The organism is Streptomyces sp. (assembly GCF_036524955.1).
In the GTDB taxonomy this organism is placed as follows: Bacteria; Actinomycetota; Actinomycetes; order Streptomycetales; family Streptomycetaceae; genus Actinacidiphila.
Genome location: NZ_DATDBG010000034.1, coordinates 1 through 23,722, shown reverse-complemented (window position 1 = coordinate 23,722; position 23,722 = coordinate 1). Strand labels below are relative to the sequence as shown.

The following is a 23,722-nucleotide window of genomic DNA, read 5'->3' as shown; positions in this document are numbered from 1 at the left end:
TCGCCCCCCGGCGGCGACCGGCCGGCCGGCCGTCCGCCGCCTCGTTGCGGACGCTGAGCCGGCGATGGTGGGGGAGCATCCGTCGGCCGGGGCCGGTTTTTCGGGGGCTCGGGCTCGGTCGGCGGGGGAGCGGTTGGTGGCGGAGCGGTTGCTGGCGGGCGGTGAGTCCGCGGTGGTGGGGGAGTGTCCGTCGGTCGGGGGCGGTTTTTCGGGGGTGCGGGCTCGGGAGCGGCTGGTGGCGGACGGTGAGCCCGCGGCGGCGAGGCAGCATCCCTCGGCCGAACCGTTTCCGCAGGTCGCGCCGGTTTCCTCGGCCGAACCGGTCCCCACCGACGCGGCTCCCGCCGTAGGGGCGTTCGTCGCCCCGGGGACGCTGGGGGCGCCGCGGCCTCTCGGTGAGGTGCGGGAATGGCCGAGGTCGTTCGGGGATCGGTTGGGGGGTGGGGTGGTCGCGGGGCGGGATGTGTTCCGCGTGGTGCGGGAGTGTGCGGTGCGACCGCCCGCGCACACCCTCAAGCAGGTCGCCGCGCTGCCGGTGGAGCCCGGGGCGGTGCCGGACGTGGGACCCGGGGCGCTGAGTGTGACGTGGGCGGGGCACGCGAGCTGGGTGATCCGGGTGGGCGGGCTGACCGTACTCACCGATCCCGTGTGGTCCCGGCGGATACCCGCCACGCGGGCCCGGGTCACGCCCGTGGGTGTGCCCTGGACCGCGCTGCCGGCGGTCGACGCGGTGGTGATCAGCCACAACCACTACGACCACCTGGACGCTCCCACGGTCAAACGGCTGCCGCGAGGCACCGCGCTGTTCGTGCCGGCCGGACTCGGCGTGTGGTTCCGCCGCCGCGGCTTCACCCGGGTGACCGAACTGGACTGGTGGGAAGCGGCTGAGTTCTGCGGTGTGCGGTTCGACTTCGTACCCGCCCATCACTGGAGCCGCCGCACCCTCACGGACGCCGGCCGCTCGCTGTGGGGCGGCTGGGTACTGACCGGCGCGGAGGGGACCGGCGCCGTATCCGGTCACCGTGTGTACTTCGCCGGCGACACCGGCTACGGCCCCTGCTTCCGCGAGATCGCCCGCGCCCACCCCGGGATCGACCTGGCCCTCCTGCCCATCGGGGCCTACTCCCCGCGGTGGATGCTCCGCGCGGTGCACACCGACCCGGAGGAAGCGGTGCGGGCCTTCCTGGACGTGGGCGCGGCGGCGATGGCCCCGATGCACTGGGCGACGTTCCTGCTGTCCAGCGAGCCCCCGCTCGAACCGCTCACCCGGCTGCTGTCCGCGTGGGAAGCCGCCCGGCTGCCCCGGGACGCGCTGTGGGACCTGCCGGTCGGGGCGTCGCGGGTGCTCACCGGCTGAGGCGCAACGCGCGGAGGGCTGACGCCCGGGCTCCCGGAGTGGGCGGCTGAGGGACGAGGCCACCCGTGGAGGGAGTGAGGAGGAAGTCCGACCGGGAACGGCGTGGGGCTGACGCCCGGGCTCCCGGTGTGGGCGGCTGAGGGACGAGGCCACCCGTGGAGGGAGTGAGCAGGAAGTCCGACCACGCCGCGCCCGCCCCTACGGATCACTGCGCAGCCGAGCCCCCCGCCGTATCCGCCGCAGTACCGCCGGCGCCGCGGCGATGGCGAACGTCAGGGCCACTGCGAGGACGACGCCCTGCCACGGCTCGGGGAAGAGTGACCCGCCGAGTATCCCGATCACCTGGTACGCCGCCGCCCACGCCAGGCAGGCCGGCACGTCACCCCGTACGAACCTGCGCATCGGCATCTCCGCCAGCAGACACGCCACCATGACGGGCAGGCGGCCCGCCGGGATCAGCCGGGACAGCACGAGGACCGCCGCTCCGTGCTGGTCCAGGCGCCGCTGCGCGCCGGCCAGCGTGCTCTCGTCCACCCGGCGACGGAGCCGCCGCAGCAGGCGGGACGCGTTCCGGGAGTGCACCCCGCGCAGGCCCAGCCAGTACAGGGCGACGTCCCCGAGGAAGGCCGCGAAGGCCGCGACGCCGAAGACGACGGCCAGGGCGACCGGTTCCGCCTGGTGGAAGGCGACCACCGCCGCGCCGGACACCAGCGCGCCGGTCGGCACCACGGGCACCAGCGAGCCGAGCACGACCAGCAGGAACAGCGTGGGGTAGCCGATGACCTGCTGGGTGCTGTCCGAGGGCGGTGGGTTCGTCGCGGCGGACGCGAGGAGGCCGATCACCCCGCGCTCTCCCGCCCCGCGCCCGCGACCAGCACGCTCTCGCCGTGGTCCAGTCGGTGCACCGTCACCCGCGGCGCGAGCCGGGCGGCGAGCCGTACGAACTCCTCGCCCGGCGTGTGGAATTCGTGCGGCCGGACGGCGTCCATCGCGATCGGCCAGTACGTGCCGTAGTGCACCGGCACCGCGGCCCGGGGGGCGAGGTCGGCCAGCGCGCGGGCCGCGCGGGCCGCGTCGAGATGGCCGTGCCCGAGGAACGGCCCCCAGCCGCCCACCGGCAGCAGCGCGATGTCGCACGGCCCGACCGCCTCGGCCATCGCGTCGAACAGCCCGGTGTCGCCCGCGAAGTACGTCCGCGCCTCGCCCGCGACCACGTAGCCGAGCGCCGCCACCCGCTGCCGTCCGTAGGGCAGCCGCCGCCCGTCGTGCACGGCCGGCACCGCCCGTACCGTCACCTCGCCGAACTCCAGCGTCTCCCCGGCTGTGATCTCGACCAGCCGCAGCCGGGCCCGTACCCGCCGCAGCCCCGGCACCGCGGTCAGCGCGCCACGCGGCAGCAGCACCGTCGTGCCGTCGGCCAGCCGGTCCAGCGAACGGACGTGCAGATGGTCGGCGTGCAGGTGCGACACGAGCACCACGTCCGCCCGGGCCGCGGCCGGTGGCGGCACCGCGCCCCGCCGCCGGCGCAGGTGCGCCAGGCGCCGTACGAACAGCGGGTCGGTCAGCACCCGGACCCCGGAGTCCCGCACGGTCACCGTGGCATGACCCCACCACGTGATCTCCACCGCCACCGCGACCGTCCCTTCCCCGGCTCGTCACCTGCGTGCCGCCATCCGTTCCCGAGCGTATGCCCACCGGGGCCTGTCCTACGGATCAAGCCGGATCAGCCGGATCAGCCGGATCAGGCCGGACAGGACCAGATCGGCCGGATAGGACCAGATCGGCCGGACCGGGCCGGACGAGGGCGGGCTCGCGCCGGGGTCGGGGCGGGGGCCGGTCCGGCCCGATACACCGTCAGGCCCCGGGACACTCCAGCGGACCAGACCTGCGGGTATGGCAGGGTGGAGGGGTGCCTGCGCCGGGAGTGAGTCGGAGTCGGGCCGCGGGCCGAAGCGCGCTGCGGGCCGTCGGACGCGTGCTCGCGGTGTGGGCGGTGGCCTCCGCCACTCTCGCCTTCCTCGCCTGGATCCTGCCCGACTTCCGGATCGAGGCGAGCAGCGGCGACAGCCCGACCCAGATCGCGGTGACCGCGGCGATCGGCGCCGGCGCGTTCGGCGTGCTGAGCGCGCTCGTATGGCCGGTGCTGGTCAGGGCGTTGCTGCTGGTGCCCGCGCTTGTGCTGGGCGTTCTGGTGTTCTTCCTCAACGGCTCGCTGCTGCTGATCGCGCTGCGCTTCACCCCCGACGGCCGCGGCGAGGTCACGCCCGCCACGGCCGTGGTGATCGCCGCGGTGATGTCCGCCGCGTCGTCCGCCACAAGTACGGCGCTCGCGGTGCGGGACGACGCCGCGTACGGCCGCCGGCTGGCCCGGCTCGCGGGCCGCCGCCGACCCCGGCTCGACGACCCGCCGTCGCCGGCCACGCCCGGCACCGTCTTCCTCCAACTCGACGGTGTCGGCCATGACGTGCTGCGCGAAGCGCTGGCCGGTGTGCAGCCCGCCATGCCGACCGTCGCGAGCTGGCTGGGCAACACCCACCGGCTCACCCCGTGGCATACCGACTGGAGCAGCCAGACCGGCGCCAGCCAGCTCGCGATCCTGCACGGCAGCAACCACGACGTGCCCGCCTTCCGCTGGTTCGAGAAGGACACCGGCCAGGTCATGGTGTGCAACCGGCCCTCCAGCGCGGCCGAGCTGGAACGCCGGGCGGTGGCCCGTACGGGATCGTGCGGCCTGCTCGCCGAGGACGGCGCCAGCCGCGGCAACCTGTTCACCGGCGGCGCCGAACAGTCCGCGCTGGTGATGTCGGTCGCCGCGCGCCGGGGCACGTTCAACCGGCCCCGCTCCGGATACTTCGCGTACTTCTCCGACCCGGCCAACGCGGTTCGCACCGCCTGGTCGTTCACCGCAGAGGTGGGCCGGGAGATCCTGGAGTCCCGCGCGGCCCGGCTGCGCCGGGACCGGCCGCGGATCGGACGCGGCGGGCTGTATCCGCTGGTGCGGGCGTTCGCCACCGTGGTGGAGCGGGACGTGGCGGTGGCCGCGGTCGTCGGCGACGTGCTGGCCGGGCGTTCCGCGGTCTACGCGGACCTGGTCGCCTACGACGAGGTGGCCCACCATTCGGGCCCGTACAGCAGGGACGCCCGCAAGGTGCTGACGCGGCTGGACCGTTCGGTGTGCTTGATCGCCGACGCGGCGCGCTACGCGCCGCGCCCGTACCGGATCGTGCTGCTGTCCGACCACGGGCAGAGCACCGGGGAGACCTTCGAGGGCGCGTACGGGGTCCACCTGCGTGAACTGGTGCGGACCGGCTGCGGCCTGGCCGAGAGCGGGCGGCCGTCCCGGCGCAAGGGCGGCGCCGAGGCGCGGACGGCGGCCCGTACCGCCCTGCGCCGCCCGGAGCGCGGGCGCACGGCGGAGGAGGCCGAGTGCGCCGGGCCGCCGTCCGAGCCGATCGTGCTCGCCTCGGGCAACCTCGGCCTGGTCACCTTCCCCGACATCGAGGGCCGGGCCACCCGGGAGGAACTGGACCGCCGCTGTCCCGTTCTGCTCACCACGCTCACCTCGCATCCCGGCATCGGGTTCGTCCTGGTGCGCAGCGCGGAGCGTGGCCCGCTGGCGCTCGGTCCGCGCGGCGAACGCGAGCTGGCCACCGGCCGGATCAAGGGCGACGATCCGCTGGCCCCGTTCGGTGGCGAGACCGCCGCGGCGGCGGTGCTGCGCGCCGACGCCTTCCCGCACACCGCCGATCTGATGATCAACTCCGCCTGTGACCCCCGCACCGGCACGGTGCACGCCTTCGAGGAACAAGCCGGCTCCCACGGCGGCCTCGGCGGCCCCCAGTCGCGCCCCTTCCTGCTCCACCCGGCCGACCTCCCGCTGCCGGACGGCCCGCTGGTCGGCGCGGCAGTCCTGCACGGCGTGTTCAAAACCTGGCTCAGCACGCCCGCGCCCGCCCCCTCCATCGTCAACCAGGGGCTGACGATCCCGCGTTCGTCAGCCCTCGGCTGAAGCGACCGTTCACGGCCGCCCAGGACGAGGCCCGCGGGCGTCGGCCGTGCGCGGGACGACCCACCGGGCCGCCTCGCGGTGGCTCACCGCGCGACCGGCCGCGCTCGCGAAGTGGCACCACGGCTCGGTCCGGCGTGACCGCACGCACCCCCGCGGGATGCGAGGGCCGGTCCGCCGGGTTCCGCCGCGCGGACCCTGTGCCGCGTCGGTCAGCGAGTGCCCGTCGACGAGCGGCGTGCGGTGCGGTGCGTCGCAGGGCGCCGGACCGGCTCCGCAGTGGGCCTGCTCGGTCGGTGCGGCAACGCCGCGAGGTGCCGTGCCGGGCGTCGCGACGGGGCAGACTCCGGCGACGTGGCTGACGCGGAACTAACCCTCCTTGCGCAGCGCCAGCAGCCGGTACACCGGATCGGCGCGCGGCACCTCGGGGTCCGGCAGCAGTTCCAGCCGCCGCACCAGAGCGGCGGACTGCTCCTCGTCCATGGCGAGCGCCGACGAGAAGTAGCCGCGGGTCACCTCGACCGCGATCCGGGCCGGCGACCGGCCCTGGCCGTGCCCGGTGAAGCGGGCCTCGCCCGCCCGGCGCAGCCGGTGCTCCGAGGCCACCGCCATGATCCGCGACGCACGGTCGTACGCCCTGTGCACCCGGTACGGCGCCAGCAGCTCGTCCACGTCGCTGTGCATGTCGTGGCAGGTGTCCTTGTCCACCGTCGTCACGAAGAGCCCGCCGGGTCTCAGTACCCGCGCGCACTCCGCGACCACGGTCGCCGCGTTCGGCAGCAGATGCAGCAGCCACACCGCGCTCACCGCGTCCAGCGACGCGTCGGCGAACGGCAGCTGCCTGCAGTCGCCCAGCACCAGGGCCGGACCCATCCGCTCGGACGCCGCCCGCAGCATGCCCGGCGCCGCGTCAAGACCGAATACCCGCAGTCCCGGCCGGACCAGGCGCTCGGTGACGAGACCGGTCCCGCACCCCACATCCAGCAGGGTGCGCGCCCGGTCGGGCACCAGCGCGAGAATCGCCCGGGCCGCGGACTGTGCCCTTGGCACGCCCCCGCGCGTGGCGTCGTAGCGCGCCACCTCGACGTCGTAGTCCAGCATATGGAGATGCTAGAGCCCCCAGGTGAACGGGGGTTCACCCAGCACCTTGCGTCGCGGTTACGTGAACGCAGGCGTGTTACAGGTGGCTCCACGCGGCCCGCCCGCGTTCGGGCAGTGTGCCTTTTTGTCCGAACCCGCCAGCCGCGTCCGGTTTCGGGAGGGCGGTCCGGCGTCCGGCGGAGACCCGCGTACTCACTTGGGCGCGCGGGTGCGCGAATGTGCGGGTGATCGTGCGGTTGTGTCATCCGTGCCGGTACGGCGCCCGTCGCTCCGCTCGCGGCTCTTTCTGCGGACACGGCCGTTCGCTCACCGATCATGCGACCCGCATATGCGGGGAGCCCGGCGGGAGTTGGGCGTTCCGTCAGCGCGGGCGCGGCCACCGGTGGCGGCGCTCCGGAGTCTGCGCGTTTTCCGTATACGCGTCCCCGCGCGCCCCGGGGCTCCCGATGCGCGCGCACCCGCGCTGTCGTGGCCCGGGAGGGCGGCCGGCAGTCCTCGCGGTGTGTACGGTCCGGCTGGACGGGGGCAGCGGACCGGGGAGCCGGTGTACGCCCTCGTCCGGGGACGGTCGAGGAACGCCGGGCGGACCTGTGCGGGGGCCCAGGGCCGACCCGCGGACGGAGGGCGGACCGGGACCCAGCGGGACTCACGCCCCGTACAACGCCTCGATCTCCCGCGCGTACACCGTCTCGACCGCCCGCCGCCTGAGCTTCAGCGACGGCGTGAGCGTGCCCTCCACCTCGGAGAACTGGGCGGCCAGGACCCGGAAGGCGCGGATCGACTCGGCCTGCGAGACCAGGGTGTTGGCGGCGACCACCGCCCGCCGGATCTCCGCTTCCAGATCGGGGTCACGTGCCAGCTCCGCCGCGATCATCGTGTGCGGTTTGCCGCGAACGAGCAGCCAGTGCGTGACGGCCTCCGGGTCGAGGGTGATCAGCGCCGCCACGAAAGGGCGGTTGTCGCCGACGACGACGCACTGCGACACCAGCGGATGCGCCCGGACCCGCTCCTCCAGGGCAGCCGGCGACACGCTCTTGCCGCCGCTGGTGACCAGGATCTCCTTCTTGCGGCCGGTGATCGTCAGATAGCCGTCCTCGTCGAGGGAGCCGATGTCACCGGTGGCCAGCCGGCCGTCCCGCAGCACCTCGGCGGTGGCCTTCCCGTCGTTGAGGACGTCGGGTACACCGGTACCGGCTGGGCGCCGATCGTCCACAGCGCGAAGTCGAACAGCGTCCACTCGTAGCGGGTGCGGGACATGATCGCGACGCGGTCGCCGAACCGTATGCCCTGCGCCAGCAGCCCCTTCGCCACAGCCAGCACCTCGTCGCGGAACTCGGCCGCCGTCACGTCGAGCCAGCCGCCCCGCCCGTCGGGGCGGCCGAGCACCGCCAGGTCCGGGCTCTGCTGAGCGTTGCCGAACACGGCGTCTGCCAAGCCGCCGGCCCGGGACGCGGTGGCCAGCGGGGGGACGGTGAACTCCTGCAACGGGTGTGCTCCTCGGGCCGCTCGGTGCGGGCCCGTAACGTACCCGATCCCCCGTGGCCGGCGGGAGGCCGCGGCAGCCGACGTTTTCGGACATTTCCGCAGGCGGGCAGGCGCTCCCGTGCGTACCGAGGGGCGCCGCACGCCCCGGCTGTCCGGGAAGGTGCGGCGGCCCCGGTGGATCTCCACCGAATCCGCCCCGTCCGGCCACACCCGATCCACCTCGCCGGCCCCCGTGCGTTGCCGGGTGACGGCGGCTCAGCGGGCGGGTGCGGGCGCGAGGGCGATCCGCTGCTCGCCCGCGTACACGTTCATGGAACCGCCCCGCAGGAAGCCGATCAGGGTGAGCCCGGACTCCGCGGCCAGGTCCACGGCGAGCGAGGACGGCGCGGACACCGCGGCCAGCACCGGAATCCCCGCCATCACCGCCTTCTGCGCCAGCTCGAACGAGGCCCGCCCCGACACCAGCAGGATCCGCCCGGTCAGCGGCAGCGCGCCCTCCCGCAGCGCGCGCCCGACCAGCTTGTCCACGGCGTTGTGCCGCCCGACGTCCTCGCGGACGTCCAGCAGTTCCCCGTCCGCCGAGAACAGCGCCGCCGCGTGCAGCCCGCCGGTGCGCTCGAAGACCGCCTGCGCCGCCCGCAGCCGCTCCGGCAGCGCGGCCAGCAGTTCAGGGGTGACGCGCGGCCGGCCGGTGTCGGCGATCGGCAGCCGGGTCGCGGTCCGCACCGCGTCCAGACTCGCCTTGCCGCACAGCCCGCACGAGGACGACGTGTAGACATTGCGCTCCAGGGCGATGTCCGGCACCGGCACGCCCGGCGCGAGCGTCACGTCGACGACGTTGTACGTGTTCGCGCCGTCCGCCGTCGCACCCCCGCAGTACACCACGGAGGCCACCTCGGCCGCGGCGGCCAGCACGCCCTCGCTCACCAGGAAACCGGTGGCCAGCGCGAAGTCGTCACCCGGGGTGCGCATGGTGATCGCCAGCGGGCGGCCGTTCAGCCGGATCTCCAGCGGCTCCTCGGCGACCAGCGTGTCCGCCCGGTGCTCGGCCGCACCGTCCCTGATCCGCAGTACGCGGCGCCGCTCGGTGACCCGTCCCATGCTCATCAGCCCCGGTCTCGTCGCAGTGCCCACCGTCGTCGTGCGCGCTACCCGCCATCCCCGGCGTCGCACCGGGCCCAGTGTGCAGGGTGTCATAGGGTGAAGCCGACCGAGGGCCTGCCCGGCGATCGTGCCGGGCCCGCGATGCCCGGCACCACGGATCGATCAGGATGGCAGACCGAGATGAACGAGCAGCCGACCGCCTCACACACCCTGGTGGGCGACGAGCAGGCACAGGAGCGGCTGCGGGCGCTGCGCGGCAGCATCGACAACCTGGACGCGGCACTCGTCCACCTGCTGGCCGAGCGTTTCAAGTGCACCCAACAGGTCGGTGAGCTCAAGGCCGTGCACCACCTGCCGGCCGCCGACCCGGCCCGCGAGGCCGACCAGATCGCCCGGCTGCGGCGGCTCGCCGTGGAGGCCAGGCTCGACCCGGCGTTCGCGGAGAAGTTCCTGAACTTCATCATCGACGAGGTGGTACGGCACCACCGGGCGATCGCCGCCCGGCCGCGCTCCTGACCCAGCGGTTCGTTCCTTTGCTCCTCCGTTCGCTTCTGGGCGCGCTCCGGTCATCGGTGGGCCCGGAAATCCGGCGGCGGTCCCGCGCGTTGAGCGGTCGGGGCAACGGCGGCCCGCGGTTCGGGCGACCGGGGGCCGTACCACCCGGAGCCGTACGAACCGCGACCGTACGACCGTACGAACCGCGACCGTACAATCACGCTCCCGATCCGTGATCGGCCGGCGAACCCGTACGCCCACCGGCACCACAGGGACCACTGGACTCACAGGACCCACAGGGAGCGCCCATGAAGCTCACGATCTTCGCCGCGACCGGCGGGATCGGCCGGCACCTGCTCGGCCAGGCGGTCGGCGCGGGCCACGAGGTGACGGCCGTCGTGCGGAACCCGGCCAGGCTCACCCGGGACGTCCGCGCCGTCACCGCCGATCTCACCGCCCCGGACCCGGCGGCGCTGCGTGCGGCGGTCGACGGCGCCGACGGCGTCCTGTCCGCCTTCGGTCCGAACGGGCCGGGCGGCCGCGGGATCACCGCGCCCGGCACCCGCGCCGTGGTGGAGGCGATGCAGGCCACCCGCGCCCGCCGCATCGTCGTGGTCAGCGCGGCCCCGGTCTCCACCACCCCGTCCCCGGGCCGCCCCCACCCGCCGCGGCACGACCCGGGCGAGGGGTTCCTCACCCGCCACCTCGGCACCCCCCTCACCAAGCTCATCCTCGGCACGCACTTCGCCGATCTCGCGGTGATGGAGGACGTTCTGCGCGAAAGCGGCCTCGACTGGACCGTCGTCCGCCCGCCCCGCCTCACCGACGCACCCCTCACCGCGCGCTACCGCACGGCCCCCGACCAGAACCTCAAGAACGGCGGCACCGTCTCCCGCGCCGACGTCGCCCACTTCATGCTCCACGCCCTCACCGACCCCACCACCGTCAAGCAGGCCTTCGGCATCGCGGACTAGGGCCTGACCTGCGACTTTCCCTCTTCCGTTGCGGGGGCCGGCTCCTGTACCGCCCCCGCCCGGCGGCCGGAATCGCAGGTGAGAAGCACTCCCATTCCTTGGTATCGTGGTTCCTGTCACCACGACCTCGCAGGTCGCGGCGGCACACCCGGTCCGGGTGGCGGAATGGCAGACGCGCTAGCTTGAGGTGCTAGTGCCCTTTATCGGGCGTGGGGGTTCAAGTCCCCCCTCGGACACCAGCGGAAACGCAAAAGAACCCCACTTCGGTGGGGTTCTTTTGCGTTTCCGGACTGTGGCGTGTCCGACCATGTGACCTCGTGCCGCGGCGGCACGAGGGCCCGTGCGAGATCCTCCTGGGCCGACGAGCTGCAGGGCACATCGCCGATGCGCGGAGGGATTGTCCGTCCAGAGCGGACGAAGAAGGCACAGAGCAACACTCCACCCCTTGCCACTTTCAACCTATAGCGCACCGGGGGGCTTGCGGCAAGGCCCCGGCCGTGGGGCAGAATCGCGGGCCGAGGTCAGAACCTGCAGAAATGGGAGATTCGCGACGTGCGTGGGTTGTTGTCGGTTGATGGGTCGTGCGGTGACGTCGAGTCGGCGGTGGGACGCGCACCGCGGGTGCGCACACCCGGCACCGGGATGCGGGTGTGCGCGCCGCCGGCCCTCGCGGCAGTGACCTCGGACCGGAGCCGCTGACGTGAACCCCCTGACCACCAGCGCGTTCGACCTTCCCGACCGCCTCTCCCCGAAGGCCGACCCGGCACTGATCGCCGGCGACGAGCAGCACTTCGCGGCCATCTCGGAGTGCCTCGAGCAGTCGATCGCCGAGCTGTCCGACCGCCTCGATGCCGAGCGCATGGCGCCCGGCGGCGTCGGCCGGGAGGCGATGGACCGGGACACGGAGATCCACCGCCTGACCGGTCGCCTGCGCACCTTGCGTCGCTTCGGTCTGGACCTGTGCCTGGGACACATCGTCCGTACGGACAACCCCGAGCCCGTGCACATCGGACGACTCGGCCTCACCGACAGCGCGGGGCGTCGGCTGCTGCTCGACTGGCGCTCCCCCGCAGCCGAGCCGTTCTTCGGAGCCACCCACGCCAACCCGATGGGTCTGCTGAGCCGCCGCAGGTACCGCTGGACCCGCGGCCGGATCAGCGACTACTGGGACGAGGTGTTCACCGCCGACGGGCTCGAGGGGCACGCCGCGCTCGACGACCAGTCCGCGTTCATCGCCAGCCTGGGCGGCAACCGGTCGGCTCGGATGCGCGACGTGCTCGCCACCATCCAGGCCGACCAGGACGCCGTCATCCGGGCGGGATCCCGCGGCGCTCTCGTCGTCGACGGCGGTCCGGGTACGGGCAAGACCGTCGTCGCTCTGCACCGCGCCGCCCACCTCCTCTACTCCGACCCTCGCCTCGGTCACCGTCGGGGCGGCGTGCTGTTCGTCGGTCCGCACCAGCCCTACCTGGCCTACGTCGCCGATGTCCTGCCCAGTCTCGGCGAGGAGGGCGTGCAGACCTGCACCCTGCGCGACCTCGTCACCGAGGGAGCCGGAGCAGCGATCGAGACCGACCCGGGCGTGGCCCTTCTGAAGTCGTCCGCGGACCTGGTGAAGGCGATCGAGCCGGCCGTCGGCATCTACGAGGAGCCGCCCACCGAGGGGATGACGGTCTCGAGCCACTGGTCCGACATCTGGCTGAGCGCCGACGATTGGGCGGCGGCGTTCGAGGCGGTGGAACCGGGTACTCCGCACAACGAGGCGCGCGACCAGATCCGGGAGGAGCTGCTCAGGATCCTGATGGACAAGGACGACAGCGACGCCCCGCCCGACCTGCTGAGGAGGTCGCTGCTGCAGGACCGAGAGCTGATCAGGACCCTCAACCGTGCGTGGCCGATGCTCGAAGCGAGTGACCTCGTCGGAGATCTGTGGTCGGTGCCCGCCTACCTGCGCACGTGCGCTCCCTGGCTCGGCCCCGATGACGTTCGCAAGCTGCAGCGCGAGGACGCCCAGGCCTGGACGGTGTCCGACCTGCCGCTCCTGGACGCGGCACGGCAGCGGCTCGGCGACCCGGAGGTGTCAGTACGCAAGCGTCGGCACGACGCCTCTGTCGCGGCCGAACGTGCGCGCAGGGCCGACGTCATCGACAACCTGCTGGCCGCCGACGACGATGGTGAAGGTGCGGTGACGATGCTGCGCGGACAGGACCTGCAGGACACCCTGATCGACGAGAGCGCACGGCCCGGCACCGAACCGGAACCTCTCACCGGCCCGTTCGCGCACATCATCGTGGACGAGGCTCAGGAACTGACCGACGCCGAGTGGCAGATGCTGCTGCTGCGCTGCCCGTCCCGGAGCCTCACCATCGTCGGTGACCGCGCCCAGGCCAGGCACGGGTTCACGGAGTCCTGGCAGGAACGGCTCGAGCGGGTCGGGCTCGACCGGATCACCGTGGCCTCCCTGAGCATCAACTACCGCACGCCGGAAGAGGTCATGGCGGAAGCCGAGCTGGTCATCCGCGCTGTCCTCCCGGACGCCAATGTGCCGACCTCCATCCGCAGCAGCGGCATCCCCGTCGTACACGGATCCGTTGCGGATCTGGGCTCGGTCCTCGACACCTGGCTCGCCGCACATGCCGACGGAATCGCCTGCGTCATCGGCGATCCCACGTTCCGGGCGACGTCCCGCGTCCGGTCGCTGACGCCGGAACTGTCGAAGGGGCTCGAGTTCGATCTGGTCGTCCTCATCGACCCGGAGACGTTCGGCAAGGGCATCGAAGGAGCCGTCGACCGCTATGTCGCGATGACCCGCGCGACCCAGCAACTCGTCATCCTCACGAGCTCCTGACGTCGGCCACACTCTCCCCTCGCCTCGCCTCGCCTCACCGGCCGGCCCGGTGCGGGTGATCGGCCTGCCGGCGCCGGCGTGTTGCCGGGCGCACGCTGCATGACGTCGTCCCCCACATCGGCGCCGTCGGACGGCTGGGTCCGAGAAAGGGCTCAGCCGTGCGCGGCGAACCGTACGAACCGCGCCCACGCGTCGCACCCGATGGTGAGGTGCGGGCCGTCCTTGTCCTTGGAGTCCCGTACATGCACGGCCTGTTCGGTGACGTCGATCTCCACGCAACTGTCTCCCTGGCAGCGCCCCCAAACCGGCCGCCGCGTCGCCGTCGACTGCCGACGTGACAGCGGTGAGCTCGGGAACGGCGGCCAGACCCGCGGCATCGGGCAGGCCCGGACCGAGAGAGGGGCAGGTACCGAGTCCCCCGGACGGGCAGCGGTCAGCCACGGTCGCGCTCCCACGGGCTTGGTCACCGATGCCCTCCTCGGAGCCGAGGTACCCGTCCGGGTTCCCGGCGCGTACCCGCTCGGTCCACGTGAGGGAGCACGCGGTGCGGCGACATCAGCCCCTCGACACGCAGGGGATGCCCGCGCTGTATGGCGGGAGGCGGGCCATGTGCGGCAACCCGCTGGTCAGACAGACGCATCGAACGTCTCGATCTCGCAGTACGCGGCGCCGCTCTTGTCGATTCCGGCGTCGCTGGTGACAGCGGCACCTTCAGGGTTTCGGCCAGGGCGACGTACTGGGCGTCGTCGGCGGACAGGTTGCTGGACAGGCTCTTGACCGTCGCCCATGGTAATCGCGGAGGGGAGTACCGCTCATCCGGACTGGCTGCCCCGGCAGCACCCGGATGCGACCCCCGACCCGTACGCACGCACCGGGGCTCTGGCCGCTGCGGGCGGGCGGCAAGGGCGCGGGTGCGGCCCGGGCGTCGGCCGCACGGGGTACGGCGATCCGCTGATTCGGGGCCGGGGCCGGGGCCGGGGCCGGGCCGGCCGACGGCCCGGCCGTTCGCGGGTGGGCGGGCTATGCGCCGCCACCGCGCTCGTGCGGAATCCGGTCGCCCGCCTCGATCGCGACGGTGAGCCTGTTCTCGGCCGGCGGCAGCGGGCAGGTGGCCAGGTCGGTGTAGGCGCACGGCAGGTTCACCGAGCGGTTGAAGTCGATGACCACCGTCCCCCGGGCGTCCGGCGCGGCGACGGAGACCGAGCGGTTGGCCGCGTACGTCGTCACCCCCGACGTGGCGTCGGTGAACAGCACGAACAGGCTGCCGGGCGCCGCGCCGTTGAACGCGGTCAGCCGGTACGTGGCGCCGTCGAGTTCGAACTCGACCTGCCCCGGGGCGTCGTAGACGTGCTGGAGTCCTTCGGCGACCGCCCCCACGGTCACCGGCCGCGGCGCGTCGAACGGCACGAATCGGCCGGTGCGGGCCCAGCGCGGGTCGGGTGTGTACGCCGGGGTGCCGGAGAAGCCGGCCCGCAGCGGGTTGTCCGGGTGGCGGGGCCGCACGACGTCCTGTCCGCCGCGCTTGGCGATCTCGATCATCGCGTCCCCGGCGCCGGCGAACACGCTCGCCCGCTCGCCGATGATCCCGAAACTGTGCCGGCCGCGTACCACCTCACCGCCGAGCGTCAGCTCCTCGTCCTCGTCCAGGTCCACCACCACGCCCTCCTCGGTGGTCGACCACGCGCCCGGCGCGTCGGGGAAGCGGGTGGGCGTGCCGTCGAGCCAGCGCAGGCCGGTGATCGCCAGGAACCCGTGCGGGCCGCCCAGCACCCGGTCGTGCTCGGCGTGCCACTCCTCCCACTCCCGGCGGAAACGTGCCCGGTCGATCTCCTGCGTCTGGACGGTCATGTCGCTCCTCGACTGTCGTACGGCGCTCTTCCCGGCGGGCGAAGACGACGGCCGGCCCCCGCTCGGCGTGCGACGCGGCCGGCACCCCCAGCCTCGCCGTACAAACGCGCACCGCCACCCTCCCATTCCCGCGATGCCCCTCCTCCCGCAACCGCGCGCTACGGCCCACACGGCGGCGGTGCTCGGCGTCATTAAGGTGGGCGCATGACGGAGTCGACCATGCCGGTGATCGAGATCGATGGCCGGGCCGCGACCGTGGAGACGTTGTGGCCGGTGGTCGGGGGGTACGGGCACTTCACGGCGATGCAGGTGCGTGGGGGGCGGGTACGCGGGCTGAGCTTTCATACGGAGCGGCTGGAGGGGGCGACCCGGGAGCTGTTCGGGACGGAGCTGGACGCGGAGCGGGTGCGCGGGTACGTGCGGCACGCGCTCGGCCGTGGCGGCAGCGGGGACGCCTCCGTACGGGTCAACGTGTTCCAGCCGGTGGAGGGACCGGGCGCGCCGGTCGCCGTGATGGTGAGCGTACGGCCGCCCGTGACGATGTCGGCCGGGCTCCAGCGGGTGAAGTCCGTGCCGTACCAGCGGCCTGCCGCGCACCTGAAGCACGTCGGTGGCTTCGGACAGGCGTACTACGGGCGGCGGGTGGCGGCCGAGGGATACGACGAGGCGCTGCTCGTCGGCCCGGGCGGCGAGATCGCGGAAGGCGCGATCACCAACATCGGTTTCGTCGCGGGCGACATGGTGGTCTGGCCGGACGCGGCACCGTACCTGCGGGGCGTCACCATGCGCGTGCTGGAACGGGAGTTGGGCCATGCTGGCGTCCCGCAGACCCGCCGGCCGCTGCGACTCGCGGACGTGACCGCGTACGACGGCGCCTTCCTCGCCAACGCGCGCGGCACAGCGGTGGTCGCGGAGATCGACGGTGTGCCCGTACCCACGAGCGCGCAACTCCTCGCGCGGATCGCCGAGTTGTACGAGTCCACGCCGTGGGACGAGATCTGACCAACACGTCGGTGGCGCGGGGTTCGACCGGGCGGCCGGCCCACTACGGGCAGGCGGCGCCGAGCCGTCGAGGCCCCCTTCAGCCGCTCTCCGGACGGCCCCCCACCGCGGCCACCGCCTCCGCCCCCGCCCGGCACCCCGCGGCCAGCGCGGTGGGCAGGTCCGCCCCGGACAGGCGGGCGGCCAGCAGACCGCCGGCGAAGGCGTCGCCGGCGCCCGTCGTGTCCACGGCCCGCGCCGGAACCCCCGGGCAGCGGGCGGTCGTACGGCCGCGCTCCGCGGCCACCGCACCTGCCGCCCCGAGGGTGACCACGACCGTGCCGCCACCGCAGCGCGCGCTCAACTCCGCCGCCGCGTCCGCCGGTTCGGGCCGTCCGGTGAGCAGGGCGGCCTCGGCCTCGTTGGGCAGCAGCAGATCCGTACCCGACACGCTGTCCAGGAAGCGGGCGACGCCGAGCCGCCGCAGAAAGCCGGCGGAGGCCGGGTCGACGCTGACCGGCAGGTCACGGGCGTGCGCGGCCTTGGTGACCAGCGCGGCCAGTTCACGCCCGGGGGCGGAGAAGAACAGATAGCCGGAGAGGTGGACATGTCCGGTGCCGTCGTCCAGCAGCGCGTCGTCCCAGTCGGCCGGGCCGAGGCGGAGGGCGGCTCCGCTGTCGGTGACCAGGGTGCGTTCCGCGGCGGCGTCCACCAGGGCGATCACCACGGCGGTCGGCAGCTCGTCGTCGATCCGCAGTACGGGGGTCACGCCCGCGGTGAGCAGCGCGCCGCGGTGCCACTCGGCGGAATCGGCGCCCACCCGGGCCAGCAGCCGCACCCGCGCTCCGTAACGGGCCGCCCAGCACGCCACGTTGGCGCCCGCGCCGCCCGGCCGCACCGCGATCAGGGCGGCGGTGTCGGTGTGCGCGGCGAGCGGCTCCGCGTGCCGCGCGACGACGTCCGTGACGACATCACCCACGACGAGGAGGGCGCGTTCGCCGGGGAGGGACAGGCGCGCGGCGGTGGGGCCGTTCATGCCCGGGGGCGTTCCGCCCACCGCGTGGCGATCGCGGCGGCCACGGCGACGTTGCCGCGGACCGCCGCGAGGTTCGCCTCCAACGACGCGCCGCCCGTGTGATCGGTGAGGTAGGCCAGCAGGAACGGGGTGATCGCCTGCCCGGTCACGCCCTCCCGGCCCGCCGCGGTCAGCGCCTCCGCGAGTACGCGGTCGTGCAGCTCCGGGTCGAGCTGCTGCTCGCGCGGCACCGGATTGGCGACGATCAGCGCCGACTCGTGCCCGCCCAGCGCGTCCTGTGCGCGCATCACCGCGGCGACCTCCTCGGGGCCGCGCACCGTCCAGTCCACCGGCTCACCCGAATCGGTGAGGTAGAAGCCGGGGAAGCGGTCGGTGCCGTAGCCGAGAACGCCCACGCCGAGGGTTTCCAGCCGCTGGAGGGTGGCCGGCACATCGAGGATCGACTTCACGCCCGCGCACACCACGGTGATCCGGGTACGGGCGAGCAGTCCGAGGTCGGCCGACTCGTCCTGCACGGTCACCCAGCCGCGGTGCACCCCGCCGAGCCCGCCGGTGCCGAACACCCGGATGCCCGCCCGCGCGGCCAGGAACGCCGTCCCCGACACCGTCGTCGCCCCGCTCGCCCCCGAGACCAGCGCCGGCGCCAGATCACGGAAACCCAGCTTGCGCAGGGACGGGTCCTGCGCGATCCGCTCCACCTGGTCCTTGTCCAGGCCCACCCGGGCCACCCCGTCGAGTACGGCCACGGTCGCCGGTACCGCCCCGCCCGCCCGTACGATCTCCTCCAGCTCCCCGGCGACCTGGAGGTTACGGGGCCGGGGCAGGCCGTGCGAGATGATCGTCGACTCCAGCGCCACCACCGGAACGCGGCGGGCGAGCGCGTCCGCGACCTCCTCGGACAGGGCGATGGCCGGGCCGTGCGGTGCAGATCCGTCAGTGCTCATGGCGCTTACTTGGCGCGAGTGGGGCTCCGCCAAACCTCTTGCCGCCGATCAGCCGCCCCACAGCCGGCTCTGCCCGCGCCTCTGCGTCCCGGTGGTCACCACCACCGCGCCGCTGGTGCCCATCCGGGCCTCGGACATGTCGAAGCCCGGATGGGCACCAGCGGCGCACAACGTGCCTGGGCCCCGCGAGGCCGGGTGAGCGCGGGTACGGCGGCTTGTGACGGGTCGGTGACGGGTCGCGGTCGGCGTCCGCCCGCCTCGTACGGGTTGTGCTCCTGGCCGGGTGCTGCGCCGCCCGGCGGTGGCGGTGCCGTAGCCAGGGTCCGCGGCGTCCCTCGCGGCCGTGGGCTGTTATGGATTTGGCGTGGGCGTGGACAACCCGTAGGGTGGTGTTCACCGACGCGGGGTGGAGCAGCTCGGTAGCTCGCTGGGCTCATAACCCAGAGGTCGCAGGTTCAAATCCTGTCCCCGCTACTCACGGAAAGGCCCGACGCCCAGGCGACGGGCCTTTCCGCTGTCCTGAACCGTCCGGGGCTGCCCGGTGGCGGACGGGCTCAGCGCTTGTTCCGGTCCCGTTCGCGGTCCGGCTCGGCCGGGGGATACGGGGGTACGCCGCGGCCCGGCTGGTAGTGCGGACCCTGCCGGATGTGATGGATCACGATCGCCGCGTCCACGACGGCCAGCACCGCGATCGCCGCGCACACCGCGGCCCAGCCCGTCGCGTCGACCAACGCGAAGACGATCGCGGCGGCGATGCCCCACACCACTCCGCAGATCGCCAGCCCCAGCCGTATCCGCAGCGGACTGCGCGCCTGACGTGGTTCGTAACCGGTCCTGTGCATCCCTTCCCTCTCCCTCCCTCCAGCATCCACCCCCCACCCCGCCCACCGGAAACCCCGAACCCGCCGCCCCTCCGGGTGCCCCCGCGAAACGCCCCTCGGAGGGGCACCCGAACCGCCGACCGGGCCGCGTGGTGTTGCCCCGCGGAAAACGGCACGCGGCGGGTCCGAGCCGGACGTGCGTACGGCCCACGCCGGGGGAGGGGGCACGGCGCGCGGGGCGGGCGTGCGACCGACTCGGTACAGGGGGAAAGGCCCAGGCGCAGCCCACCGCCGGCCGGCCCCGCCCCGTGCGCGTGTGCCGCCCGGCACGGCTACCGGTGCCGGCCGTCCCGCCGGGGCTACCCCCGGCTCGACCTGCCCGCCGACGGCCCGCTGTCCCGCCTGCCCGGGCTCGCCGAGGGTCCGGGCACGGGCGAAGGTGCGCGTCCCTTGCCGGGCGGGCCCGCGAACGCCTGGGCGATGGACAGCCACGCGTCGGCGTCCTGGCCTTCCGCCCGCAGGGCGAGGTCGTCGCGGTGGCGGCGCTGGACGGCCAGCAGGCAGAAGTCGAGCGCGGGACCGTACACCCGCTGGCGCGCGTCCGGCGGTCCGTAGGTCCACAACGAGCCGTCGGGTGCGGTGAGTTCGACCCGGAACTCCTCGGCGGGCGCCGGGCGGCCGTGCAGGCCGAAGGCGAAGTCGCGGGCGCGGATGCCGATCCGGGCCACGTGCCGGAGACGGGCCGTGGGGGCGCGGCGCACCCCGAGGGTGTCGGCGATGTCCTCGCCGTGCGCCCAGGTCTCCATCAACCGCCCGGTCGCCATCGAGGCGGTGCTCATCGGGGGGCCGTACCAGGGGAAGCGGACACCGGGCGGCAGGCCGGTCAGGACCGCCCACAGCCGGGAGCGGCCGGTGCGCCAGTTCTCCAGCAGCGCGGCGGGCGCGAGGCCGGCCGACGCGCGGGCGCCGTCGTCCACGTAGGCGTCCAGGCGGGCCAGGGCGTCGCCGAGTCCGCGGGCGAACCCGTCGGGGTCCTCGACCGCGAGCAGCGCCCGGCGGTCGGTCCAGGCGAGGTGGCCGATCTGGTGGGCGACGGTCCACCCCTCGGCGGGGGTGGGGAGTGCCCACCGCGCCGGGTCGAGGCCGGCCACCAGGCCGTCGAGCGCGTCGCTCTCGGCGCGCAGATCGTCCAGGACGGTGCGGACGGATCGCGGATCCGGCATGGGGCACTCCTTGGCTGACGCCGGGTCAGAAGGTGGTGCGTGCGCCATGAGCGTGACAGTGGGCCGGGAAACGGGCAAGCGTGCGCGCGTGGTTTTTCACGGCTCCCGGAACCGCGGGGTGCGGTGCGCCCCGTGCGGGGCGCGGGGAACCGCGCGCTCAACCCAGCCCGGCATGGCTGCCCGCGCACTGGCCCGAACGGTCCGGGTGGGTCTCGGCTCGCTGCGGAACCGTGGCAACGCCGTGGCCGGTCGCGCGGTTCCCCGCGCCCCGTCGAGGCGCACCCCCGGCGTGCGCTCAGTCCCGGGCGGCGCGGCGGGCGAGCAGGGCCGCGCGGCGCTCGTCGAACCGCACTGCCTGGTCGTTCAGGCCGCCCATGAACAGGCCCAGTTCCTCCTGGGCGCGCAGGCCCTCCGGGCCGAGTCCGGACACCTCCAGGACCTTCAGATGCCGGAGTACCGGCTGGAGTACGTCGTCGTGGTGTATCCGCAGGTTGTAGATGCCGCCGATCGCCATCCGGGCCGCCGCCCGCTCGAAGCCGGGCATGCCGTGGCCCGGCATCCGGAAGCCCACCACGACGTCGCGTATGGCGCTCATCGCCAGGTCGGGCGCGAGCTCCAGGGCCGCCGCCAGCAGGTTGCGGTAGAAGACCATGTGCAGGTTCTCGTCGGTGGCGATCCTGGCCAGCATCCGGTCGCACACCGGGTCGCCGGACTGCCGCCCGGTGTTGCGGTGCGAGACGCGCGTGGCCAGCTCCTGGAAGGCGACGTACGCCACCGAGTGCAGCATGCTGTGCCGGTGGTCGTGCTCGAACCCCTCCGACATGTGCTGCATGCGGAAGCGCTCCAGCTCGACGGGGTCCACGGCCCGGCTGGTCAGCAGGTAGTCGCGCATCACGATCGCGTGCCTGCCCTCCTCGGCGGTCCAGCGGTGCACCCAGGTTCCCCAGGCGCCGTCGCGGCCGAAGATGGTGGCGATCTCGTGGTGGTAGCTGGGCAGGTTGTCCTCGGTGAGCAGGTTGACCACCAGCGAGATCCGGCCGACCTCGGTCACCTTGGACTGCTCGGGCGCCCAGGCCTCGCCGCCCAGTACGCCGTCGAAGTTCCGGCCGTCGGACCACGGCACGTACTCGTGCGGCATCCACTCCTTGGCGACCCCGAGATGCCGGTTCAGCTCGCGCTCCACGACTTCTTCGAGGGCGTACAGCAGCGTCGTGTCGCTCCAGACGTCCGTGCGGTCGGGGTGGGGCGAGGTAACGGTCACGAGGGCTCCAGGAGACGGGAAGTAGACAGAATACACCTACGGATCCGTAACCTACGCGACCGTAGGTTAAGGCCGCCGTAAAGGCGACCTGATCACGGGCTCCCGGAGGGCCCCTGCGGGGCGCGGTACGGGGCGGGGCGTGCCCCGCAGGGGCGCCGGGAAAGCCTGCTCGGCCGCCACCGGCGCGGCGGCCCCGCGCACCGGCCGGACGATTTCCGGCAGGCTTCGGTCCGGGGTCGGCCGCGGCGGTGCGGCGGCGGGTCGCGCCGTTCCCCGCGCCCCTGCGGGGCGCTCGTCCCGCGGTTCCGCCTCCGTGGCGGGAGGGCGTGACGCGTTCCCGGGTGGCTCGTTGAAGGTGATGACACGTGCTGCGAGGGCCGTGCCGGTCACCGCGGCAGCCGAGGAGGTCCGGTGAGCGACCCGTACCCGGAGGCGGGGCCGCCGATCCGTGTCCCGCGCCGCTCCGCACACCTGGAGACGCTGCGCCCCTACGATCTGCTGGCCGTGGCCCTGGCCTCCACCGTGGGTGCCCTGCTCGCCGTACCCGCCCCCGACTCCACCACCGGCCTGTCCCGCGTGCTGCTGGCCACCGTCACCGGGACGGCGGGCTGCGTCAGTACGCTCTACGCCGCCGACTACCTGACCCGCCACGACGACGTCATCGGCAAGCCCCACCGCCCCATCCCCTCCGGCCGGCTGACCGAAGCCGCCGCGAAGCGCTCCGCCCTGCTGGCCGGGGTGGTCACCGTGGCCGTCACCTGCGCCGTGAACAGGCTCGCGCTGATCTTCCTGGCCGTCGCCGTGCTGGCCCAGTACGCCTACGGCCACCGGGGCAAGGACCACGGACTGTGGGGGGACCTGCTCAACGGGGTGTCCGGGTGGAGCTGCACCGTGCTCGCGGGGGCCTGCTTCACCGCCCGGTGGCCGCCGTCCGACGTCTGGCCGGTCGCCGTCGTCCTCGGTCTGCAGGGCACCTTCAGCAATCTGCTGCTGGCCCTCGGCGACCTCGACGCCGACCGCGCGGCCGGTCGCCGCACCCATCCGGTCCGCCACGGCCACGCCCGTACGGTCGCCACCCTGGCACTCGTCGCGACCGCCGGCTACACCCTGGCCGCGGTCTGTCTGGCCACCCGGCACACGGCGCCCGCCACGTACGCGCCGGCGGCCGTGGCACTCGTGCTCGCCGCCATCTGCCTGGTCCTGGTCGCGCCGCGGACCCCCGGCGTCGCCGCCCGCCTCAGCCGCGCCACCGAAGTGCACTTCTACGAACGGCTCGTCCTGCCCGGCGCCCTCCTCGCACCGGCCACCGGCACCCCGCCCGCCCTGGCCGTCACCTGCGCCGCCGTCGGACTGCTGGCTCTCTCGCCCCGCGCCCTGCTGCCGCACTGACCGCTGTCCGTGAGCCCCTGGCCACGCAGTGATATCGCTTGGCCGTCACCCGGCCGCACCCGCTAGAATCCGGCCCGAGATGAGTGCCACCCTCGTTGCCAAGGATCTCGCCGCGGGACACGGCGACCGCCTCCTGTTCTCCGGTCTCGATCTGGTCGTCGCCCCCGGCGACGTGATCGGCCTCGTCGGCGCCAACGGCGCGGGCAAGTCCACGCTGCTGCGCATGCTCGCCGGCCTGGCCGCGCCGGAGCAGGGCACGCTGCGGCTCAGCCCGGCCACCGCGACCGTCGGCCACCTGCCGCAGGAGCCCGAGCGGCGGCCCGGCGGAGAGACCGTACGGGAGTTCCTGGCCCGCCGCACCGGCGTCGCCGCCGCGCAGGCGGCGCTGGACGCCGCCACCCAGGCGCTGGTGGAAGGGGCGCCGGGCGCCGACGACGCGTACGCGACCGGCCTGGAGCGCTGGCTCGCGCTCGGCGGCGCCGACCTGGACGAGCGCGCGGAGGAGGCCGCCGCCTCGCTCGGTCTCGGCATCGGCCTCGATCAGGAGATGTACGCCCTCTCCGGCGGCCAGGCGGCCCGCGCCGGGCTCGCCTCGTTGCTGCTCAGCCGCTACGACGTCTTCCTGCTGGACGAGCCGACCAACGACCTCGATCTGGCCGGCCTGGACCGGCTCGAACGTTTTGTCACCGGCCTGTCCGCGGCCACCGTGCTGGTCAGTCACGACCGCGAGTTTCTCGCCCGTACGGTCACCCGGGTGGTCGAACTGGACCTGGCCCAACAGCAGGTGCGCCAGTACGGCGGTGGTTATGAGTCCTATTTGGAGGAGCGCGAACTGTCGCGCCGGCATGC

The 23,722-nt window shown here is 73.9% G+C and carries 20 protein-coding genes, 2 tRNA genes and 1 pseudogene; 10 read left to right on the top strand and 13 right to left on the bottom strand.

The window, feature by feature from the left end:
- Positions 1-235 precede the first annotated feature (235 nt).
- Positions 236-1,357: an MBL fold metallo-hydrolase gene (locus tag VIW71_RS02995; protein ID WP_414720634.1), complete on the top strand. Its 1,122-nt coding sequence runs from the start codon at positions 236-238 to the stop codon at positions 1,355-1,357.
- Positions 1,358-1,555: 198 nt separating this feature from the next.
- Here the strand turns inward: VIW71_RS02995 and VIW71_RS02990 are convergent, their stop codons facing one another.
- Together VIW71_RS02990 and VIW71_RS02985 are read right to left on the bottom strand one after the other, a co-directional pair.
- Positions 1,556-2,200 (bottom strand): DedA family protein, encoded by a 645-nt coding sequence (locus VIW71_RS02990; protein WP_331620315.1) that lies wholly within the window; start codon positions 2,198-2,200, stop codon positions 1,556-1,558.
- A complete protein-coding gene (locus VIW71_RS02985; RefSeq protein ID WP_331620314.1) occupies positions 2,197-2,988 on the bottom strand; it encodes an MBL fold metallo-hydrolase in 792 nt (263 codons plus the stop codon). The genes VIW71_RS02990 and VIW71_RS02985 overlap by 4 nt, the downstream gene beginning before the upstream one ends.
- Before the next feature lie 362 nt (positions 2,989-3,350).
- Here VIW71_RS02985 and VIW71_RS02980 point away from each other — a divergent pair, with 362 nt between their 5' ends.
- On the top strand, positions 3,351-5,366 hold the full coding sequence (locus tag VIW71_RS02980) for a phage holin family protein (RefSeq protein WP_414720631.1): 2,016 nt from the start codon (positions 3,351-3,353) through the stop codon (positions 5,364-5,366).
- 366 nt (positions 5,367-5,732) lie between these two features.
- Here VIW71_RS02980 and VIW71_RS02975 read toward each other — a convergent pair whose 3' ends face one another.
- From VIW71_RS02975 to fdhD, 4 genes and pseudogenes are all read right to left on the bottom strand, one after another.
- Positions 5,733-6,464, bottom strand: coding sequence for a class I SAM-dependent methyltransferase (locus VIW71_RS02975; RefSeq protein WP_331620312.1), 732 nt, complete (start codon positions 6,462-6,464; stop codon positions 5,733-5,735).
- A 646-nt stretch (positions 6,465-7,110) separates the two neighbouring features.
- Positions 7,111-7,635, bottom strand: a pseudogene (locus VIW71_RS26490) (long-chain fatty acid--CoA ligase); the annotation flags it as partial.
- Positions 7,545-7,850, bottom strand: coding sequence for an AMP-binding protein (locus VIW71_RS26485; RefSeq protein ID WP_414720633.1), 306 nt, complete (start codon positions 7,848-7,850; stop codon positions 7,545-7,547). The pseudogene VIW71_RS26490 and the gene VIW71_RS26485, both read right to left, overlap by 91 nt.
- 354 nt (positions 7,851-8,204) lie before the next feature.
- Positions 8,205-9,050 carry a formate dehydrogenase accessory sulfurtransferase FdhD gene (gene fdhD, locus VIW71_RS02965; protein WP_331620316.1) on the bottom strand — a complete coding sequence of 282 codons (846 nt, stop codon included), beginning with the start codon at positions 9,048-9,050 and terminating at the stop codon, positions 8,205-8,207.
- Positions 9,051-9,233: 183 nt separating this feature from the next.
- Between fdhD and VIW71_RS02960 the strand changes: the two genes are divergently transcribed.
- The 4 genes from VIW71_RS02960 to helR all read left to right on the top strand — a co-directional run bounded on the left by VIW71_RS02960 (position 9,234) and on the right by helR (position 13,370).
- Positions 9,234-9,569, top strand: a complete 336-nt coding sequence (locus VIW71_RS02960; protein WP_331620311.1) for a chorismate mutase — start codon at positions 9,234-9,236, stop codon at positions 9,567-9,569.
- A gap of 287 nt (positions 9,570-9,856) precedes the next feature.
- Positions 9,857-10,522 (top strand): NAD(P)-dependent oxidoreductase, encoded by a 666-nt coding sequence (locus tag VIW71_RS02955; RefSeq protein WP_331620310.1) that lies wholly within the window; start codon positions 9,857-9,859, stop codon positions 10,520-10,522.
- A 151-nt stretch (positions 10,523-10,673) separates the two neighbouring features.
- Positions 10,674-10,761, top strand: a tRNA-Leu gene (locus VIW71_RS02950).
- Between the two features lie 461 nt (positions 10,762-11,222).
- Positions 11,223-13,370, top strand: coding sequence for an RNA polymerase recycling motor ATPase HelR (gene helR, locus VIW71_RS02945; protein ID WP_331620309.1), 2,148 nt, complete (start codon positions 11,223-11,225; stop codon positions 13,368-13,370).
- A gap of 152 nt (positions 13,371-13,522) precedes the next feature.
- On the opposite strand, the gene VIW71_RS02940 is transcribed toward helR, so the two are convergent.
- Together VIW71_RS02940 and VIW71_RS02935 are read right to left on the bottom strand one after the other, a co-directional pair.
- Positions 13,523-13,711, bottom strand: a complete 189-nt coding sequence (locus tag VIW71_RS02940; protein ID WP_414720632.1) for a DUF397 domain-containing protein — start codon at positions 13,709-13,711, stop codon at positions 13,523-13,525.
- 679 nt (positions 13,712-14,390) lie between these two features.
- Positions 14,391-15,218, bottom strand: a complete 828-nt coding sequence (locus tag VIW71_RS02935; protein ID WP_331620308.1) for a DUF1684 domain-containing protein — start codon at positions 15,216-15,218, stop codon at positions 14,391-14,393.
- A gap of 204 nt (positions 15,219-15,422) precedes the next feature.
- On the opposite strand from VIW71_RS02935, the gene VIW71_RS02930 reads away from it, so the two are divergent.
- Positions 15,423-16,220, top strand: a complete 798-nt coding sequence (locus tag VIW71_RS02930; RefSeq protein ID WP_331620307.1) for an aminotransferase class IV — start codon at positions 15,423-15,425, stop codon at positions 16,218-16,220.
- Positions 16,221-16,299: 79 nt separating this feature from the next.
- On the opposite strand, the gene VIW71_RS02925 is transcribed toward VIW71_RS02930, so the two are convergent.
- Both VIW71_RS02925 and VIW71_RS02920 read right to left on the bottom strand, forming a co-directional pair.
- The gene (locus tag VIW71_RS02925; RefSeq protein ID WP_331620305.1) at positions 16,300-17,235 is read right to left on the bottom strand and encodes a carbohydrate kinase family protein; all 936 of its coding nucleotides are present in this window, start codon (positions 17,233-17,235) and stop codon (positions 16,300-16,302) included.
- Complete coding sequence (locus tag VIW71_RS02920; RefSeq protein ID WP_331620304.1) at positions 17,232-18,179, bottom strand: pseudouridine-5'-phosphate glycosidase; 948 nt, start codon at positions 18,177-18,179, stop codon at positions 17,232-17,234. Before VIW71_RS02920 ends, VIW71_RS02925 begins: the two co-directional genes overlap by 4 nt.
- Before the next feature lie 400 nt (positions 18,180-18,579).
- Here VIW71_RS02920 and VIW71_RS02915 point away from each other — a divergent pair.
- A tRNA-Met gene (locus VIW71_RS02915) sits at positions 18,580-18,653 on the top strand.
- An 80-nt stretch (positions 18,654-18,733) separates the two neighbouring features.
- Here the strand turns inward: VIW71_RS02915 and VIW71_RS02910 are convergent.
- The 3 genes from VIW71_RS02910 to VIW71_RS02900 all read right to left on the bottom strand — a co-directional run bounded on the left by VIW71_RS02910 (position 18,734) and on the right by VIW71_RS02900 (position 21,484).
- A complete protein-coding gene (locus tag VIW71_RS02910) occupies positions 18,734-19,021 on the bottom strand; it encodes a DUF6343 family protein (RefSeq protein ID WP_331620303.1) in 288 nt (95 codons plus the stop codon).
- Between the two features lie 338 nt (positions 19,022-19,359).
- Positions 19,360-20,223 (bottom strand): TIGR03084 family metal-binding protein, encoded by an 864-nt coding sequence (locus VIW71_RS02905; RefSeq protein WP_331620302.1) that lies wholly within the window; start codon positions 20,221-20,223, stop codon positions 19,360-19,362.
- A gap of 295 nt (positions 20,224-20,518) precedes the next feature.
- On the bottom strand, positions 20,519-21,484 hold the full coding sequence (locus VIW71_RS02900; protein ID WP_331620301.1) for an acyl-ACP desaturase: 966 nt from the start codon (positions 21,482-21,484) through the stop codon (positions 20,519-20,521).
- A gap of 411 nt (positions 21,485-21,895) precedes the next feature.
- On the opposite strand from VIW71_RS02900, the gene VIW71_RS02895 reads away from it, so the two are divergent.
- Entirely contained in the window at positions 21,896-22,873 is a 978-nt protein-coding gene (locus tag VIW71_RS02895; protein ID WP_331620300.1) for a UbiA family prenyltransferase, read from the top strand.
- Between the two features lie 79 nt (positions 22,874-22,952).
- A partial coding sequence (locus tag VIW71_RS02890; RefSeq protein WP_331620299.1) for an ATP-binding cassette domain-containing protein occupies positions 22,953-23,722 on the top strand: 770 nt, incomplete at its 3' end.